This is a genomic window from Streptomyces sp. A18 (genome assembly GCF_059026065.1).
Map to the genome: position 1 here is coordinate 74,497 of NZ_JBWLKL010000028.1, position 17,529 is coordinate 92,025.

Here is a 17,529-nt window from a genome sequence, read left to right on the forward strand (position 1 = left end):
TTCTCAGGCGTAGGTGAGCGCTGTGGGCGCGAGGGGCGGTACGAGCCCCTCCGCCGCGGCGCGCGTCAGGAGTCCGCGGATCGCCGCGTAGCCGTTCTCGCCCAGATCGGCCGTGAACTCGTTGACGTACAGGCCGATGTGCTGGTCGGCGACGGCCGGATCCATCTCCTGCGCGTGCTCCTGGACGTAGGGGCGCGAGGCCTCCGGGTCGTCCCAGGCCATCCGCACCGAGGTGCGGACCGCGTCCGCGAGCTGCAGCAGACGCTCTTCGCCCAGTGACCGCTTGGCGATGATCGCGCCCAGCGGGATGGGCAGACCGGTGGTCCGCTCCCAGTGCTCGCCCATGTCGGCGAGGCAGTGGAGCCCGTAGTTCTGATAGGTGAAGCGCGCCTCGTGGATGACGAGCCCCGCGTCGACCTTGCCGTCCCGCACCGCGGGCATGATCTGGTCGAAGGGCAGCACCACGATCTCGCCCACGCCGTCGGCCAGGGTGTCGGCGGCCCAGAGCCGGAACAGCAGGTAGGCCGTCGACTTCTCGCTCGGCACCGCCACCGTCTTCCCCGTGAGGTCGACCCCTGCCTCCCGGGTGAGGACGAGCGGCCCGCAGCCACGCCCGAGGGCGCCGCCGCACGGCAGCAGCGCGTACTCGTCGAGGACGTAGGGCAGGACGGCGTACGACACCTTCAGTACGTCGAACTCGCCGCGCTCGGCCATGCCGTTGGTGATGTCGATGTCCGCGAACGTGACGTCGAGCGCGGGCGCGCCGGGCACCCGGCCGTGGGCCCAGGCGTCGAAGACGAACGTGTCGTTCGGGCAGGGGGAGTAAGCGATCTGCAGGGCGTTGGCGTCCTGCGCGGGCGATTCAGTCATGCCTGTTCCAACTCTCCAGTACGGGCGCGAATTTCCCGAACGCGTCCCCCAGCGCGCCGAGCGCCTCGCCGATCCGCCAGGCTCCGCGGTCGCGGGGCCCGACGGCGTTGGAGACCGCGCGTATCTCCAGGACGGGCAGCGCGTACGCGGCGGCGGCCTCGGCCACGCCGAATCCCTCCATCGCCTCCGCGAGGGCCCGCGGATGGCGTCGCCGCAGCTCGGCGGCGCGCTCGGCGGAGCCGGTCACGGTGGAGACGGTCAGGACGGTGCCGGTCAGAGCGCCGCAGGCGGCTGCCAGGTCCCGTACGAGTGACGGGGGCGGGCGGTGGGTGACGGCGCCGAACCCGAGTTCGGTGACGGGCAGGAAGCCGTCGGGCGTCTCGGCGCCCAGGTCGGCCGCGGTGATCTCGTCGGCCAGGATGAGGGAGCCGATGGGCGCGTCGGGCCGGAAGCCGCCGCCGATGCCCGCGGAGATCACCAGGTCGTACGGGCCGCGCGCGAGGGCGGCCGCGGTGTGCGCCCCGGCCGCCGCGGGCCCGACGCCGACCGCGACGGCGTCGGCGTACGGAGGCAGCGATGCGGCCACCGCGTCCCGTTCGGCGGGGACGGCGGTGGCCACCAGGACACGCAGGGGGGTCAGGCGTCCTTCTTGAGCTTGAACGACCACAGGCCGGTCGCCTTGGCGGTGGAGCCCTTGCCGCCTTCGAGCAGGCTGACGGTGGTGGAGTTCGTGCCGCCGCCGTACTGCTGGTTGAAGAAGACGCTGCCGGGGATGACGACGTACGTCTTCTTGCTGGCCTCGGTGAGCGGCTGACCGTTCATCAGGAGCGTCCAGCCCTTCTCGGCCACCTCGGGGTCGACGCCGAAGCGGACCTTCTCGTCGGGGTCGACCTTGATGGACTTGACGTCCGTGTCCTTGAGGCAGCCCTGGAGCTGGGACTGCTTGAGCTCCTCGCCGTCGTTGTAGCAGGAGGCCTCGGAGTTCACCGAGTCGGTGCCGACCGTGACGGTGGCGAGCGGCGTCGGCTTGTCGCAGGCCGACAGGACGAGGAGTCCGGCGGAGACAGCGCCAAGAGCGGCCACGGAGCGGCGACGGCGCGCCGAGCTGTGAACGAGTGCGGCTCCGCCGCGGAGCAGGGAGGTCATGGGCGAAGGCTATCGGGCACCCCGTGCCGTCTCGCCACGTGGGGGTCGCGGCGTGCCGCACGCGCCGTGCGGCGTGCGGGCCCGGAACTCTCGGCGTGCCCGGTCCTGGAAGCGCGGCTCGGTCCGTCGCGCCATGGGGTGCGGGCCGTTCGGCCATGGGGCGGACTGAAGCCGCCGGGCGCGGGCTCTTTTCGGCCATGGGCGCGGGTGCGGGGGCGGCGGCCAGGGCCTTGGGTCACGCCACCCGCGGGCGGCGCTTGCCGCCGTGCCGGGCGGCCGAGAGCAGGCCCCGCGCGGTCGAGAGCCAGCCGATGGCGATGATCCCCGCGGCCACCGAAAGACCCAGGGACCCGACCAGCGGCAGGGCCATGCCGATTCCGCCGCCCACCACCCAGGACACCTGGAGCAGGGTCTCCGAGCGGGCGAAGGCGGAGGTCCGCACCTCTTCGGGGACGTCCCGCTGGATCAGCGCGTCCAGGGACAACTTCGACATGGCCTGCGCGAAGCCCGCCACCGCGCCCAGGCAGGCGACGCCGATCGCCCCAAAGAACACCGCCGCGGTGATCGCCACTCCGAGGACGACGGCGACGACGGTCACGATGATGATTTCGGGCGCCCGTGATTTGAGCCCGGCACCGACGGCGGTGCCGAGCGCGTTCCCCACACCGGCCGCGACACCCACTATCCCCAGGGACACCGCGGCGCTCTGGCCGCCGAGCGGCTCCTCGCGCAGCAGGAAGGCGAGGAAGAAGATGAGGAATCCGGAGAGACAGCGCAGCGTCGCGTTCGCGGTGAGGGCGTGCGTGACGGCGGGCCCGACCGTACGCAGCCCCAGGCGCCGCTTCTTGGACGTGTCCGCAGCGGCCTCGGCGCGGGCGTGCAGGTGCAGATGTTCCTCGTCGGCCGCGAGCAGCGCCTTGTGCTCGCCCTTCGCGGAGTCGACCTTCGGCGGCAGCGAGAGGGAGAGGAACATCCCGACGATGAAGATCACGAAGGCGCCGTAGAGCGGCCAGCGCGGCCCGAGCGCCTGCAGCCCCGCGCCGACGGGAGCGGCGACACCGGTCGCGAGCAGCCCGCCGAGCGTGACCCTGGAGTTGGCTTTGACCAGGGAGAACCCCTTGGGCAGGAGTCTGGGCACCACGGCGCTGCGGACGACTCCGTACGCCTTGGACGCGACCAGGACGCCGAGCGCGGCGGGATAGAGCTCCAGGCTTCCCGTGATCACCGCCTCGGACAGGAGCAGGGCAAGCAGGGCGCGGGCGAGCATCGCGGCGGCCATGGCGTAGCGGCGGCCGTGCGGGAGGCGGTCCAGGAGGGGGCCGATGACGGGGGCGAGGAGAGTGAAGGGCGCCATCGTGATGGCGAGATAGAGGGCGACACGGCCACGGGCCTCGTCCGTCGGCACGGAGAAGAAGACGGTCGACGCGAGCGCGATGGTGATCATGACGTCGCCGGCGCCGTTCACGGCGTGCAGTTCGATGAGCTTGCCGAGCCCGGACTCGCCCGCGCCGTGCGCGTGCGTGGCCTTGCGGATGCCGCGTGCCGTGCCCGTGAAGGGCAGGTGCAGGGCACGGCCGACCCAGCGGGCGGCCCGGTTCAGCACCGGGCCCCGTCCGCTGACTCCGTGGGAGGACGACCTTGCGGAGGCCACCTCGCCATAGTGCCCCGTAAGGCGCGTAGTAGTGCGCATACGGTGCGGGGTGCTGCGGGGCAATCGGGTGGGCGGTCGGGAAAACCGCCGCGAAGCGGCATCAGACCGGGCCCGCGGCAGGGGGCGGGCACGCCGGTGTAGGCCCAGGGGCCAGGAGAAGGTAGCGTGCGTAGCGCGCCTGCGGCGGTTGTTCTTGGCCGCGCGCCTCTCGGTCATCCCGCAGAATGGATGATGTAGGTGCGCCCGAGGACGTTCGGGCGCGGACGTCGACGCGGCCCTCAGGTCCGCTCCGTCCGCACTCCCGCGTATGGGTGGCGCACTCGTGAGACGGCGTAGGAGAGAAGCGATACCTGTGAGCGCAGCGACAACGCGAAGCCGTACCCCGCGTACCCCGCGTACTCCCGACCGCCTGTGCGCCGAGGCGGTGGGACTGGCCCGGGACGCGGCCGAGGAGGCCGCCGCGCCCGGAGTGGTCGGCGAGCACGTCGAGGCTGTGGTCGAGGGCGACCGGGTTGTCACTCACCTGTTCGAGTGCAAGGACTTCGGCTACCGGGGCTGGCGCTGGGCCGTGACGGTGGCCCGCGCCTCGCGTGCCAAGGTCGTCACGCTCGACGAGACGGTGCTGTTGCCCGGCCCTGATGCCTTGCTGGCCCCCGAGTGGGTGCCGTGGAGCGAGCGGCTCCGTCCCGGTGACATGGGTCCGGGGGACCTGCTGCCGACCGATGCCGAGGACTTGCGCCTGGAGCCCGGCTACTCGGGCGAGGAGGAGCCGCCGCCGAACTCCGTCTTCTCGGAGGAGATGGCGGAGCTGGTCGATGCGGAGGACGCGGAAGTCACGGCTGGTTCGCCCGCCGAGCTGCCTGCCGTGCCCGCGCGCGGGTCGATCGCCGCGATCGCGGACGAGTTGGGCATGCGCAGGGCCCGTGTCCTCTCCCGGTACGGCCTGCACACGGCGGCCGACCGCTGGGAGGAGACGCACGGCGCGAAGACGGCGATGGCGCAGGCGGCGCCCGCGTCCTGCGTCAGCTGTGGCTTCCTCGCCCCGATCGGCGGATCCCTCGGCCAGGCGTTCGGGGTGTGCGCGAACGAGTTCGGCCCTGCGGACGGTCATGTGGTGTCCCTGGCGTACGGCTGTGGGGGCCACTCGGAGGCTGCCGTGATGCCTAAACCGTCGCGGCCCGCCGCGCCCGTCCTCGACGAGACCCGGGTGGATGTCCTCCCCCTGCGCCCCGCGCCCGACTCGGGCTCGGTACCGCTGGAGGGGGCGGCGGAGGAACTCGGCCACTCCTGAGCTGCCGCTGGGGGTGGCGGACCGGGGGTTGCCCCGCGGGGCGGGGCTGCGTCCCCTGCGGGTGGGGCTGACGGTCCTTCTCCGGCTCCGCCTCCGGGCCGCCGGGTTCCTTGCGCGGGTAGGTGACCACCGGCCCGCAGATGGCCTGCGTACGCCCAGCGCGAAGCGGCCACGTGGGAGTGGACCGCCCGCCGTGGGTGCCTCCGGACGCGATACCGTTCGCCCCGCGAACCAAGCGAGGGAGACGACACCGTGAGCAAGACCGTGCGGCCGGCGGCCGAGGGCACTGACCCGTTCGGCACGGCACGGCTCCGCCGGGGGGTTCTCGACGCCTGGGCGGCGAGTCCGGCCCGGTTCCGGGAGGACGCCAACGCGGAGGAGGACCTCGCACTCGGCGGCTACCGCGACCGGCTGATCGTCGAGCTCGCCCAGAACGCCGCCGACGCCGCGGCCCGTGCCGGCGCCCCGGGACGGCTCGCCCTCACCCTCCGGGACGGTGTCCTCGCCGCAGCCAACAAGGGTGCCCCTCTCGACGCCACCGGTGTCGAGTCCCTCTCCACCCTCCGCGCCTCCGCCAAGCGCGAGGAGCAGAACAACGGGGCCGTCGGGCGGTTCGGCGTCGGCTTCGCCGCCGTGCTCGCCGTCTCGGACGAGCCCGCCCTCGTCGGGCGTACCGGCGGCGTCCGCTGGTCCCTGAGCGAGGCCCGTGAACTCGCCGCCGACACCGCCCGGTTCAGCCCCGGCCTCGGGGATGAAATCCGTAGGCGCGACGGCCATGTGCCGTTGCTGCGGCTGCCCTTCGCCGCCGAGGGAACCGCCCCGGGCGGGTACGACACCGTCGTCATCCTGCCCCTGCGCGACGCCGCCGCCGAGGATCTCGTCGTACGGCTCCTCGACGGGATCGATGACGCTCTTCTCCTCGCCCTCCCCGGCCTCGAGGAAGTGACGGTCCAAGTCGGCGACCAAGCCACCCGCACCCTCCGCCGCACCGCCGAACCCGGCTACGTGGACGTATCCGACACCCGTGACGGCGACACCCGATGGCGCACCGTCGCCCGGCAAGGGCCCCTGGAGCCGGGGCTCCTCGCCGACCGGCCCGTCGAAGAGCGGTTGCGTCCCCACTGGTCCGTGACCTGGGCCGTGCCCACCGACCGCGAAGGCGCCCCGCGAGCACCCCGCAGCGCCCCCGTCCTGCACGCGCCCACCCCGAGCGACGAGCCGCTCGGCGTGCCCGCCCTGCTCATCGCCTCGTTCCCGCTCGACACCACCCGGCGGCACGCGGCGCCCGGACCCCTCACCGACTTCCTCGTGCAGCGCGCGGCCGACGCGTACGCCGAACTCCTCGCCGACTGGCGGCCCGTCGGCGAAGGCATCATCGGCCTCGTCCCCGGCCCGCTCGGCAAGAGCGAGCTCGACGGCGCCCTGCGCCAGGCCATCCTCGACCGGCTGCCCCGCACCGCCTTCCTGCCGCCCGCGGTGGAGGCCGTCCCCCAGGACGACCCCGACGTACCCGAGTGGCAGGTCCCCGTCGCGCTGCGGCCGCGTGACGCCGAGGTCGTGGAGGGCGCGGGCGCCGACACCGTACGCGTACTCGCCGACGTCCTGCCCAGCCTGCTGCCCGCGGGACTTGAGCGGCGGGCCGAGCTGCGCACCCTCGGTGTCGCCCGGGTCCCGCTGACGGAGGCCATCGACCGTCTCGCGGGTCTGGAGCGGGAGCCGGACTGGTGGCACCGGCTGTACGACGCCCTCGCCGGTGTCGATCCCGACCGCCTCACCGGGCTGCCCGTACCGCTGGCCGACGGGCGTACCACCATCGGGCCCCGCCAGGTCCTGCTCCCCGCCATCGGCGACGACAGCGACCCCGCCGCCCTCGTCCGCCTCGGCCTGAAGGTCGCGCACCCCGCCGCCGTGCATCCCCTCCTGGAGAAGCTCGGCGCCCTGCCCGCCACGCCCCGCGCCGTCCTGACGACCCCGCAGGTCCGTGCCGCCGTCGCCGCGTCCCTGGACGACGACACGTGGGACGAGGACGCCGTGGACGCCGAGGAGCTCGCGGACATCGTGCTCTCGCTCGTCCGCGAGGCGAACCTGGCGCCCGGCGACGAGCCCTGGCTCGGCGCGCTCGCCCTCCCCGATGAGGAGGGTGAGCTCGCTCCCGCAGGTGAACTCGTCCTTCCCGGCAGCCCTTTCGCCCAGGTCATGCGAGAGGACGAACTCGCCACGGTGGACGCCGAACTCGCCGAGCGCTGGGGCGAACAGCCCCTCGCCGCGTGCGGTGTCCTCGCGACCTTCGCGCTTGTCCGCGCCACCGACGTCGTACTCGACCCCGATGAACTGGAGCCGCGCGAGGGCGACTTCGCGGAGCCCGACGACGCGGGCCTTCTCGACGCGGTCGACGTGTGGTGCGAGGACACCCTCGACCGGTTGCCGGAGACTCCCGTCCCGCCGGTCGCCACCGAGATCATCGCCGTACGGGACCTGGATCTGGTCGACGAGGACCGCTGGCCGCAGGCCCTCGCGATGCTTTCGCGCCCGCCGCTGCGGGACGCGCTGACGCAGCCGCTGCGGATCCTGCTCCCGGACGGCACGACGGAGACGGTCCGTTCGTACACGGCGTGGTGGCTGCGCGGGAATCCGGTCCTCGGCGGCCGGCGGCCCGCCGGGCTGCGGGCCGCGGACGGTGACCCGCTGCTCGAAGGGCTCTACGACGCCGCCGACGCCTCCGGGTTCGACGACGAGCAGGTGTTGCGTGCCCTCGGCGTACGCACGTCTGTCGCCGCCCTTCTGGAGGAGCCCGGCGGCGCGGCCGAGCTGCTCGACCGGCTCGCGGACCCGGAGAGGACCGTTTCGGCGGCCCAACTGCACGCGCTGTACGGCGCACTGGCCGATCTGGACCCGGAGCAGGTGACGCTGCCGGACGAGGTGCGGGCCGTCGTGGACGGCGAGGTCGTGGTGGTCGACGTGGCGGACGCGGTCGTCGCCGACGCGCCTGATTTGTTGCCGCTGGCCGGAGGCGTGGCGCTGCTGCCCGTGGAGCCCCGCAAGGCGCGTGACCTGGCCGAGCTGTTCCAGGTACGGAGGCTGGGCGAGACGGTGGCGGTTGCCCCCTCGGGGGAGGGGGTGGAGCATCCCGTGCAGGACGCTGTGCGGGTCCTTCTCGGCCCCGGGACGCCGGAGACGTACGTCGAGTACGAGGAGCTGAACGCGGGCGGCGTCGAGCTGGACTGGCGCCGGACGCCTGATGGTGTCGTCCACGCGGCCACGCTGGAGGGCGTCGCCGCCGGGCTCGCCTGGGCGGCGGGGCAGTGGCCGCGGCGCTTCGAGGTGGCCGCGTTGCTTGAAGATCCATCGCGGACGGATGAGCTTGAGCGGGACCGCTGGTTCGACTGAGGCGTCCCCGCGGGTGCGGGTGGGTTGTGGCTGATCGCGCAGTTCCCCGCGCCGCGCCCCATGGGGTCGCCTGTTCGTCGTCGGGTGCGGGTGAGTCGTGGTTGGGCGCGCAGGTCCCCGCGCCCCTTCGGGCCCGGGTCGCAGGGCCGGGAGCTCGGAGTCCATTTCCCGGTCACGAAATCTTCACTTCTCGTACAACCGCAGGGGTGGGTCGCGGGTCTGATCTTCCGAGTCAACAGACTCCTAGATCACCGGGCCCCGCGTGACAGCCCCCACGCACCGCGGAGCCCCTTCCCAACTGGGGAAACACATGCGCATCCGTGCCACCGTGGCCGCATTGACCGGCACCCTGGCCCTTTCCGCACTCGCCGTCCCGGCCGCCCAGGCGGTCGACGGTCCGTCGACCGCACCTCGCATAGCCGCGCTGGGTGCGAACGTCGGCGACACCGAGATCACGAAGGTCACCGTCAACGGCGGCAAGAACGTCGTCGTCGGCACCACCAACAAGGTGCAGTTCACCGTCTCCGTCACCGCCACCGACCCGGAGGGCATCGCGGCCGGCAGCGCCTTCCTCTACCACGGCGGCAGCGTCGACACCGCCGACGGCGTCCTGGCCCCGGACGACTTCGACGGCACCTGCAAGGTCGTCAACGCCACCACCTCGACCTGCTCCGTCACGGTCATCGCCGACCCGAAGACGGACCTCTACAACGGCCTTGCCGGGTCCGGCTGGAAGGTCTACGCCGCCATTGGCGCGAACGACGGCGACTCGGCCGAGGACGAGGCGTACGCGTCCAACGCCAAGATCCAGCGCAACGCCCGCCTCACCACCAACGCCTCCCCGGAGCCCATCACGAAGGGCAAGACCCTCACGGTCACCGGCGCCCTCACCCGCGCCAACTGGGACACCTCCAAGTACGCGGGCTACACCAAGCAGTCCGTGAAGCTCCAGTACAAGAAGAAGGGCGCGGCCTCCTACTCCACCCTGAAGACGATCACGTCCGACACCAAGGGCAACCTGAAGACGACCGTGAAGGCCTCCGCGGACGGCTACTTCCGCTACGTCTTCGCCGGTACGTCCACGACCCCGGCCGTCACGTCGACGAGCGACTTCGTCGACGTCCGCTAGTCACCGGACGCTAGGCCGGAAAGCGGCGGCCGACCCAGCGGAAGACGACCTCGATGATCAGTGAGGCCGTCGCCGCGATCGCGACCGCCGCCCACGGCATCGTCGTGCCGACCAGCTTCAGCTGGAAGAAGTCCTGGAGCCACGGCACGGTGAGCACCAGCAGGAAGCCGAGACCCATCACGGAGATCAGGCCGAGCCGCCACCACGTGTAGGGGCGGGCGATGATGGCGAGCACCCACATGGCGATCAGGAACAGCGCCAGCGTGGCCGCGCTGGTCTCGGCTTCCCGCGCGCCCGCGCCCGCGTAGTGGCTCCGGGCGAGCAGATACGTGCAGAACGTCGCCACGCCCGCGACGACCCCGCCCGGGATCGCGTACCGCATGACCCTTCGTACGAAGTGGGGCTTGGCCCGCTCCTTGTTGGGCGCGAGGGCCAGGAAGAAGGCCGGGACGCCGATCGTCAGGGTCGAGAGCAGCGTCAGGTGGCGCGGCAGGAACAAGTACTCCACCTGCGAGCAGACCACCAGGAGCGCGATGACCACCGAGTAGACGGTCTTCACGAGGAACAGCGTCGCGACCCGCGTGATGTTGCCGATGACCCGGCGGCCCTCCGCGACCACCGAGGGCAGCGTCGCGAAGCTGTTGTTCAGGAGCACGATCTGGGCCACGGCCCGCGTCGCCTCCGAGCCCGAGCCCATGGAGACGCCGATGTCGGCGTCCTTCAGGGCGAGGACGTCGTTCACGCCGTCGCCCGTCATCGCCACCGTGTGGCCGCGTGACTGCAGGGCGCCCACCATGTCGCGCTTCTGCTGCGGGGTGACGCGCCCGAAGACGGAGTTGGTGTCCAGGGCCTCGGCCATCTCGCCCTGTTCCGTGGGCAGGCGGCGGGCGTCCACGGTGTTCTGAGCGCCCGGCAGGCCCAGCTTTCCGGCGACCGCGCTCACCGAGACCGCGTTGTCGCCGGAGATGACCTTGGCGCTGACGTCCTGCTCCTCGAAGTACCGCAGGGTGTCGGATGCGTCCGGGCGCAGCCGCTGCTCCAGGACGACCAGGGCGGTGGCGCGGGCCCCCGCGGCCACCTCCGGGTCGTCCAGTTCACCGGCGGCGCGGGCCAGGAGCAGGACGCGCAGGCCCTGCTGGTTGAGGTCCTCGATCTCGGCGAGGGACGGGTCACCGTCGGGCAGCAGCACGTCCGGGGCGCCGAGCAGCCACGTCGAGTCGTTGCCGTCGCCCTCGCTGAAGGAGGCGCCGCTGTACTTGCGGGCCGAGGAGAAGGGCAGCGATTCGGTGCAGCGCCATTCCTCGCTGTCGGGGTAGGAGTCGATGATCGCCTGGAGCGACGCGTTCGGCCGCGGGTCGGACTCGCCCAGGGCGCCGAGCACTTTGCGTACGTACGCCTCGTCCGAGCCGTTCAGCGGACGCAGCTCGGTGACGTCCATGCCGCCCTCGGTGAGGGTGCCGGTCTTGTCCAGGCAGACCGTGTCGACGCGGGCCAGGCCCTCGATCGCGGGGAGTTCCTGGACGAGGCACTGCTGGCGGCCGAGGCGGATGACGCCGATCGCGAAGGCGACCGAGGTGAGGAGCACAAGACCCTCGGGGATCATGGGGACGATCCCGCCCACGGTGTAGGCGATGGACTCCTTGAAGTTGTCGTCCTTGACGACGAGCTGGCTGATGATGAGGCCGATCGAGGTCGGGACCATCAGCCACGTCACGTACTTGAGGATCGTGGAGATGCCGGAGCGCAGCTCGGAGTGGACGAGCGTGAAGCGGCTCGCCTCCTCGGCGAGTTGCGCCGCGTACGCCTCGCGGCCGACCTTCGTGGCGGTGAAGGCGCCCCCGCCCGCGACCACGAACGAGCCCGACATCATCTTGTCGCCGGGCTTCTTGATGACCGGGTCGGCCTCACCGGTCAGGAGCGACTCGTCGACCTCCAGGCTGTCGGTCTCGACCGCCTCGCCGTCCACGACGATCTTGTCCCCCGGGCCCAGTTCCACCAGGTCGCCGAGGACGATCTCGGAGGTGGAGATCTCGGCCGCCGTGCCGTCGCGCCGCACGGTCGGTTTGGCCTCGCCGATGACCGCGAGTCCGTCCAGGGTCTTCTTGGCGCGCAGTTCCTGGATGATGCCGATGCCGGTGTTGGCGACGATGACGAAGCCGAAGAGGGAGTCCTGGATCGGCGCGACGAAGAGCATGATCACCCAGAGCACGCCGATGATCGCGTTGAAGCGGGTGAAGACGTTCGCCCGGACGATCTCGGTGGCGGACCGGGAACTGCGGATGGGTACGTCGTTGACCTCGCCGCGTGCGACCCGCTCGGCGACCTCGGCGGCGGTCAGACCCGTCGCGCGTCCGGTGGGCGGTGCCACCGGGTGGACCGGGTCGAGCTCGGCGCCCGCGTCGATATGCGTCATGACATCGACGGTACGGGCGGGGCGGGGGCTTCACCCCTTGAGTGGCCGAAAGATCCGACCACGGTAGGACACGGACACTCCCGTGGTTGTACGGCCGATCCGCCGAAGGGCGGCTACTCCGCGGCCGTGCCGGCCGCCTTGCGCTCGGCGTCCCGCTTGAGCGCCGCGTCGCGGCCCCGCACGTACCAGATGCCGATCAGGCCGAGGCCCGCACCGGCCAGACAGGTCCACACCCACCAGGTCGCGTCGCGGTCGTCGAACCAGCCGTAGAACGGCAGCTGCACCAGGAAGAGGACGAACCAGAGGATCGTGCCGCCCGTGATGGTGGCGACGACGGGGCCCTCCAGGGGCTCCGGCGCGTCGTGCTTGGGGGTCCACTTCTCCATGGCCACAGCTTACGAGTTCTTGTGACCGGGCCCCGAGGGGGCCGGTGTGCCCCGTCGCCCCATGGGTCTACGCGCGGAGATAGCGATTTCCCCCTTATGTATTCATACTGAAACGGCTCGTTAATGGCTGGTTGTTTTCGTAAGAACAAACAAGGCGACCGGAATCCCCCGCTTAGCGATCTTTCCTTTCTCTGAGCCACCTTCTCTGAGTCCATGAGGTCCCGCATGCCTTCCTCGGCCACAGCCCCGGTCGACGCCAAGCCGCCGATGCCCCCGCAGGGTGGCATCGACGGTTTCTTCAAGATCACCGAACGGGGCTCGACCCTGGTCAGGGAAGTCCGCGGCGGCTTCGCCACCTTCTTCGCGATGGCCTACATCATCGTGCTCAACCCGATCATCCTGGGCAGCGCGAAGGACATGTACGGGCACCAGCTCGACAACAAGCAGCTGGTCACGGCGACCGTGCTGACCGCCGCCTTCACCACGCTCCTGATGGGCGTCATCGGCAACGTCCCGATCGCGCTCGCCGCGGGCCTGGGCGTGAACACCGTGGTCGCCCTCCAGCTCGCGCCGCGCATGTCGTGGCCCGACGCGATGGGCATGGTCGTCCTCGCGGGCTTCGTCGTGATGCTCCTCGTGGCGACCGGCCTGCGGGAACGCGTGATGAGCGCCGTGCCACTGGGGCTGCGCAAGGGCATCGCGATCGGCATCGGCCTCTTCATCATGCTGATCGGCCTCGTCGACTCCGGCTTCGTCTCGCGCATCCCGGACGCCGCGCACACCACGGTCCCGCTGCAGCTGGGCGGTGACGGGCACCTCACCGGCTGGCCCGTACTGATCTTCGTGCTCGGCACGCTGCTCACGCTCTGCCTGCTGGTGCGCAAGGTGCCCGGCGCGATCCTCATCAGCATCGTCGTCATGACGATCGTGGCGATGATCATCAACTCGGTCGCGACGATCCCCTCCTGGGGCCTGACGACGCCCGAGTGGCCCGGCAACCCGGTCGCCACACCGGACTTCGGGCTCGTCGGTCAGATCAGCCTGTTCGGCGGCTTCGGGAAGGTCGGGCTGCTCACCGGCATCCTCTTCGTCTTCACCGTCCTGCTGTCCTGCTTCTTCGACGCCATGGGCACGATCATGGGCATCGGCGACGAGGCCAAGCTGACCGACGCCAACGGCAACATGCCGGGCATGAACAAGGTCCTGTTCGTCGACGGCATCGCGGTCGCCGCCGGCGGCGCCTCGTCCTCCTCGGCCACCACCTGCTTCGTGGAGTCCACCGCGGGCGTCGGCGAAGGCGCCCGTACGGGCTTCGCCAACATCGTCACCGGCGCTCTCTTCGCCGTGGCGCTGTTCCTCACGCCCATCGCGACGATGGTCCCGTCCCAGGCGGCCACGCCCGCGCTGCTCGCGGTGGGCTTCCTGATCCTGTCCGGTTCGATCGGTCAGATCGACTGGAGCGACTTCACCATCGCGATCCCGGCGTTCCTGACGATGATGATGATGCCGTTCACGTACTCGATCACGAACGGCATCGGCATCGGCTTCATCAGCTTCACCGTGCTGAGGCTGGCCGCGGGCCGTGGCCGGGAGGTGCCGGTCGCCATGTACGCGGTGTCGGCGGTGTTCGCGTTCTACTACCTGATGCCGGCGCTGGGGCTTACGTAGGCTCGCTCTTCTCCGCGGGCCCGTGGGGGGGGGCGAGCGCGCAGCTCCCCGCGCCCCTGCGGGCGCGTCAGGCGGCCCCGTAGAACTTCTCCGTCTCCTCGATGGACGTCTTGAAACGTTCGTCGAAGTCGTCACGGATGAGCGTCCCGACCACGTAGTCCTGGACGCTCATTCCCCTCTTGGCGGCGTGCTGTTTGAGCCGGTCGAGCAGCTCACCGTCTATTCGCAGGCTGAGCACTGTCGATCCCATGCGTGACAGGGTCTCTGCCGTCCCGCGGCCCGCGTCTCACTTTCCGAAGCCACCTCACTCATATGGGTGACGAAAGGGTTCTGTGGCCGGTGATGCGGGAACCGAGTGGTCTTTAGCGAGAGTAATGAGTTACTCTAACGAACATGCCGGACCTCTCCCATGGTGACGACGCCGCCGCCGTGAACTCCCTGCGCTCCGCCGTGATGCGCCTGTCCCGTCGACTCAAGCACCAGCGGGTCGACGAGTCGCTGAGCCCCACCGAAATGTCGGTGCTCGGCACCCTCGCCCGCTGCGGCCACGCCACCCCCGGTGAGCTGGCCCGCAAGGAACACGTGCAGCCGCCGTCGATGACCCGCATCGTCGCGCTGCTCGAAGCCAAGGGTCTCGTCCGGCTCGAGCCGCATCCCGAGGACCGCCGCCAGAAGGTGGTGACCCAGACGGAGACGGCCGAGGCCATGCTCGAGGAGAGCCGCCGCAAGCGGAACGCCTGGCTGGCCGGTCTGGCCGAGCACCTCGACGAGGACGAGTGGGCGCGACTGCGTGCCGCCGCCCCGGTCCTGGAGAAGCTCGCGCATCTATAGCCGCCACATCAGCTATAGCCCCCACATCAGCCAAAGCCCCACATCAGCAAGCAGCACTCACCGCGGGCCACCCGCCGTGAGCCGTACGACGCCAAGGAGGCGAACCCACTTTGAGTACGGGATCCGGAGCAGACTCCGCCCCCGCACCAACCGCCCTCGACAAGTCCCCCGCCGCCAAGTCGTCGATGTTCAGCTCACTGAAGATCCGCAACTACCGGCTCTTCGCCTCCGGCGCCGTTGTCTCCAACACCGGCACATGGATGGCGCGCATCACCCAGGACTGGCTGGTCCTGAGCCTCACGGGCTCCTCGGCCGCGGTCGGCATCACCACCGCGATGCAGTTCCTGCCCATGCTCCTGTTCGGCCTGTACGGCGGCGTCATCGCCGACCGCTTCGCCAAGCGGAAGCTGCTCTTCTGCACCCAGGGCGCGATGAGCATCAGCGGCCTGTTCCTCGCCGCGCTCACCCTGAGCGGCAACGTCCAGGTCTGGCACGTCTACCTCGCGGCCTTCTTCACGGGCCTCGTCACGGTCGTCGACAACCCGACCCGGCAGTCCTTCGTGTCCGAGATGGTGGGACCTGACCAGGTCCGCAACGCCGTCTCGCTGAACTCGGCGAACTTCCAGTCCGCGCGCCTCATCGGTCCGGCCGTGGCGAGTGGTCTGACCGCCGCCGTCGGCCCCGGCTGGGCGTTCCTCGCCAACGGCCTGTCCTTCCTCGCGCCGCTCACCGGCCTGATGCTGATGCGCACCCGCGAGCTGCACCCCACCCCGCGCAAGCCGCGCGGCAAGGGACAGCTGAAGGAAGGCCTGAACTACGTCTCCAAGCACCCCGAGCTGATCTGGCCGATCGTCCTCGTGGGCTTCATCGGCACCTTCGGATTCAACTTCCCGATCTGGCTGAGCGCCTTCGCCGACGACATCTTCCACGGCGGCGTGGGGATGTACGGCCTGTTCAACACCCTGATGGCCATCGGCTCGCTCGCCGGAGCGCTGCTCGCGGCCCGCCGCGGGACCTCACGCCTGCGGCTGCTCGCCGGGGCGGCGATCGCCTTCGGAGTGCTGCAGATGGTGGCGGCCTTCGCGCCTGATCTCTGGATGTTCGTCGCGCTGATCGTGCCGATCGGCATCCTCGGCCTGACGGTGAACGTCACCGCCAACTCCTCGGTCCAGATGGCGACGGACCCCGAGATGCGGGGCCGCGTCATGTCTCTGTTCATGATGGTCTTCACGGGCGGCACGCCTCTGGGCGGCCCGCTCTTCGGCTGGCTGGCCGACGCGTACGGAGTACGCCTCAGCATGGCCGCCGGCGGCCTCATCTGCGCCGTCGCAGCGGTCGGCGTCGGCCTGATGCTGGCCCGCGCCGCGAACCTGCGGCTGAAGGTGGATCTGCGGCGCGGGCAGCAGCACGTGCAGTTCGTGCCGCGTGAGCAGCTGGCGACGGCGGCGTGAGCCTGCGGGCCGCTACACCCGCCGGGCCAGGACCTGGCCCGGCCAGGTGCCTTCCTGGGCGAGGAAGGCTTCGGCCCGCTTGAAGCCGTTGCGCTCGTAGTACGCGACGAGCTTGCCGTCGTCGCCCGCGTAACAGTCGACCCGGAGGAGGGAGATCCCTTCCCTCCGGGTCTCTTCCGCCGCGTGCGCGAGGAGGGCGGAACCGGCGCCTGTGCCGTGCCGGGAGGCCAGCAGGTGGATGAACCGCTCCGGCTCGTCCACCGGAGCGATGTACGACCCCGGTCCATCGGTCAGCGTGACCGTGCCGACCGGCTCCCCACCGATCTCCGCGATCCAGGCGGAGCCGGTGGTGAGGTACTTCTCGACCAGGGCGATGGTCTTCGGGTTGGTCGACCAGGGCTTGTCGCCCCACTGTCCGGTACGGCCCTGCGAGACGAGCCAGGCGACGGCTTCGTCGAAGAGGGCGAGAACCGTGGGGACGTCGGCGGTGCCGGCGGGGCGGATGGTTATGTGGCTGTCCATGCGGCATTTTCTCCCCCACCCCGCCCCTTCCCGAAACAGGGGCTGGATCTTTCAGCCCGTCCGGCGTTTGAGGACGAACTCGGCGGAGCCGGTGATGACGCCCACCGAGGCCCCCGCGCCAGAGCGGGTTTTCGGGAAGGAGCGGCGTTGGGGAAAAGAACCGCCGGAGGCGAGACTCACCTCATGAGACTCTTCGCGGCGGTGCTGCCGCCCCCCGCAGCGGCGGACGAACTGGCCCAGGCAGCAGACAAGTTGAAGACCCTCCCGGGCGCCGAAGACCTCCGCTGGACGCTGCGCCAAAGCTGGCACTTCACGCTCGCCTTCATGTCCGAGGTCGAGGACGCCACCGTCCCGGAGCTGTCCGAGCGGCTGTCCCGAGCGGCGCACCGGACAGCCCCCTTCCCCCTCGCCCTCCACGCCGGAGGCCACTTCGGCGACCGAGCCCTCTGGGCCGGGGCCAAGGGCGACGTGGAGACCCTGCGCCTCCTCGCCCAGCGGGCTGACGCCGCCGCCCGCAAGTCCGGCATCACCATGGAGGAGCACCACCACTACCGCCCCCACCTGACGCTGGCCCGCGGCCACGGGGAGCCGTCCCTGCGGCCGTACGTCGAGGGCCTCGCGGAGTTCGAGGGCGCCGAGTGGACCGTGGCCGAGCTGACCCTCGTACGAAGCAATCTGCCCAGGGGCGGGGTGCCGGGGGAGCGGCCCCGCTATGAGGTGGTCGGGCGATGGCCGCTGGGCGGAGCCGGTTAACCTCGACTACGTGAAGACGAAAACCAGGAAC

General features: G+C 71.0%; 15 protein-coding genes. 7 read left to right on the plus strand and 8 right to left on the minus strand.

From position 1 onward, the window contains the following. Nucleotides 1-3: 3 nt before the first annotated feature. The 4 genes from AC5P1C_RS31780 to AC5P1C_RS31795 all read right to left on the minus strand — a co-directional run bounded on the left by AC5P1C_RS31780 (nt 4) and on the right by AC5P1C_RS31795 (nt 3,706). Nucleotides 4-870, minus strand: a complete 867-nt coding sequence (locus AC5P1C_RS31780) for a 1,4-dihydroxy-6-naphtoate synthase (protein ID WP_493869405.1) — start codon at nt 868-870, stop codon at nt 4-6. Continuing rightward, on the minus strand, nt 863-1,537 hold the full coding sequence (locus AC5P1C_RS31785) for a futalosine hydrolase (protein ID WP_493869406.1): 675 nt from the start codon (nt 1,535-1,537) through the stop codon (nt 863-865). Before AC5P1C_RS31785 ends, AC5P1C_RS31780 begins: the two co-directional genes overlap by 8 nt. Then, complete coding sequence (locus AC5P1C_RS31790; protein ID WP_493869407.1) at nt 1,507-2,016, minus strand: DUF2771 domain-containing protein; 510 nt, start codon at nt 2,014-2,016, stop codon at nt 1,507-1,509. The genes AC5P1C_RS31785 and AC5P1C_RS31790 overlap by 31 nt, the downstream gene beginning before the upstream one ends. A 235-nt stretch (nt 2,017-2,251) precedes the next feature. Beyond that, nucleotides 2,252-3,706: an MFS transporter gene (locus tag AC5P1C_RS31795; RefSeq protein ID WP_493869408.1), complete on the minus strand. Its 1,455-nt coding sequence runs from the start codon at nt 3,704-3,706 to the stop codon at nt 2,252-2,254. A 313-nt stretch (nt 3,707-4,019) separates the two neighbouring features. On the opposite strand from AC5P1C_RS31795, the gene AC5P1C_RS31800 reads away from it, so the two are divergent. The 3 genes from AC5P1C_RS31800 to AC5P1C_RS31810 all read left to right on the plus strand — a co-directional run bounded on the left by AC5P1C_RS31800 (nt 4,020) and on the right by AC5P1C_RS31810 (nt 9,474). Continuing rightward, a complete protein-coding gene (locus AC5P1C_RS31800; protein ID WP_493869409.1) occupies nt 4,020-4,958 on the plus strand; it encodes a DUF3027 domain-containing protein in 939 nt (312 codons plus the stop codon). 252 nt (nt 4,959-5,210) lie between these two features. Beyond that, the gene (locus AC5P1C_RS31805) at nt 5,211-8,345 is read left to right on the plus strand and encodes a sacsin N-terminal ATP-binding-like domain-containing protein (RefSeq protein ID WP_493869410.1); all 3,135 of its coding nucleotides are present in this window, start codon (nt 5,211-5,213) and stop codon (nt 8,343-8,345) included. Between the two features lie 310 nt (nt 8,346-8,655). Continuing rightward, nucleotides 8,656-9,474 carry a calcium-binding protein gene (locus tag AC5P1C_RS31810; RefSeq protein ID WP_493869411.1) on the plus strand — a complete coding sequence of 273 codons (819 nt, stop codon included), beginning with the start codon at nt 8,656-8,658 and terminating at the stop codon, nt 9,472-9,474. A gap of 10 nt (nt 9,475-9,484) precedes the next feature. Here the strand turns inward: AC5P1C_RS31810 and AC5P1C_RS31815 are convergent, their stop codons facing one another. Together AC5P1C_RS31815 and AC5P1C_RS31820 are read right to left on the minus strand one after the other, a co-directional pair. Further along, nucleotides 9,485-11,887 carry an HAD-IC family P-type ATPase gene (locus AC5P1C_RS31815; protein WP_493869412.1) on the minus strand — a complete coding sequence of 801 codons (2,403 nt, stop codon included), beginning with the start codon at nt 11,885-11,887 and terminating at the stop codon, nt 9,485-9,487. A 113-nt stretch (nt 11,888-12,000) separates the two neighbouring features. Continuing rightward, on the minus strand, nt 12,001-12,273 hold the full coding sequence (locus tag AC5P1C_RS31820; RefSeq protein WP_493869413.1) for a DUF2530 domain-containing protein: 273 nt from the start codon (nt 12,271-12,273) through the stop codon (nt 12,001-12,003). Nucleotides 12,274-12,498: 225 nt separating this feature from the next. Here AC5P1C_RS31820 and AC5P1C_RS31825 point away from each other — a divergent pair, with 225 nt between their 5' ends. Continuing rightward, nucleotides 12,499-13,941: an NCS2 family permease gene (locus AC5P1C_RS31825; RefSeq protein WP_493869414.1), complete on the plus strand. Its 1,443-nt coding sequence runs from the start codon at nt 12,499-12,501 to the stop codon at nt 13,939-13,941. Nucleotides 13,942-14,008: 67 nt separating this feature from the next. Here the strand turns inward: AC5P1C_RS31825 and AC5P1C_RS31830 are convergent, their stop codons facing one another. After that, nucleotides 14,009-14,191, minus strand: a complete 183-nt coding sequence (locus tag AC5P1C_RS31830) for a ribbon-helix-helix protein, CopG family (protein WP_493869415.1) — start codon at nt 14,189-14,191, stop codon at nt 14,009-14,011. A 143-nt stretch (nt 14,192-14,334) separates the two neighbouring features. Between AC5P1C_RS31830 and AC5P1C_RS31835 the strand changes: the two genes are divergently transcribed. Further along, entirely contained in the window at nt 14,335-14,772 is a 438-nt protein-coding gene (locus AC5P1C_RS31835; RefSeq protein ID WP_249589249.1) for a MarR family winged helix-turn-helix transcriptional regulator, read from the plus strand. Nucleotides 14,773-14,882: 110 nt separating this feature from the next. Next, complete coding sequence (locus AC5P1C_RS31840) at nt 14,883-16,223, plus strand: MFS transporter (RefSeq protein ID WP_493869416.1); 1,341 nt, start codon at nt 14,883-14,885, stop codon at nt 16,221-16,223. A 12-nt stretch (nt 16,224-16,235) separates the two neighbouring features. Here AC5P1C_RS31840 and AC5P1C_RS31845 read toward each other — a convergent pair whose 3' ends face one another. Continuing rightward, the gene (locus AC5P1C_RS31845; protein ID WP_493869417.1) at nt 16,236-16,745 is read right to left on the minus strand and encodes a GNAT family N-acetyltransferase; all 510 of its coding nucleotides are present in this window, start codon (nt 16,743-16,745) and stop codon (nt 16,236-16,238) included. A 183-nt stretch (nt 16,746-16,928) separates the two neighbouring features. Between AC5P1C_RS31845 and thpR the strand changes: the two genes are divergently transcribed. After that, on the plus strand, nt 16,929-17,498 hold the full coding sequence (gene thpR, locus AC5P1C_RS31850; protein WP_493869418.1) for an RNA 2',3'-cyclic phosphodiesterase: 570 nt from the start codon (nt 16,929-16,931) through the stop codon (nt 17,496-17,498). Nucleotides 17,499-17,529 lie beyond the last annotated feature (31 nt).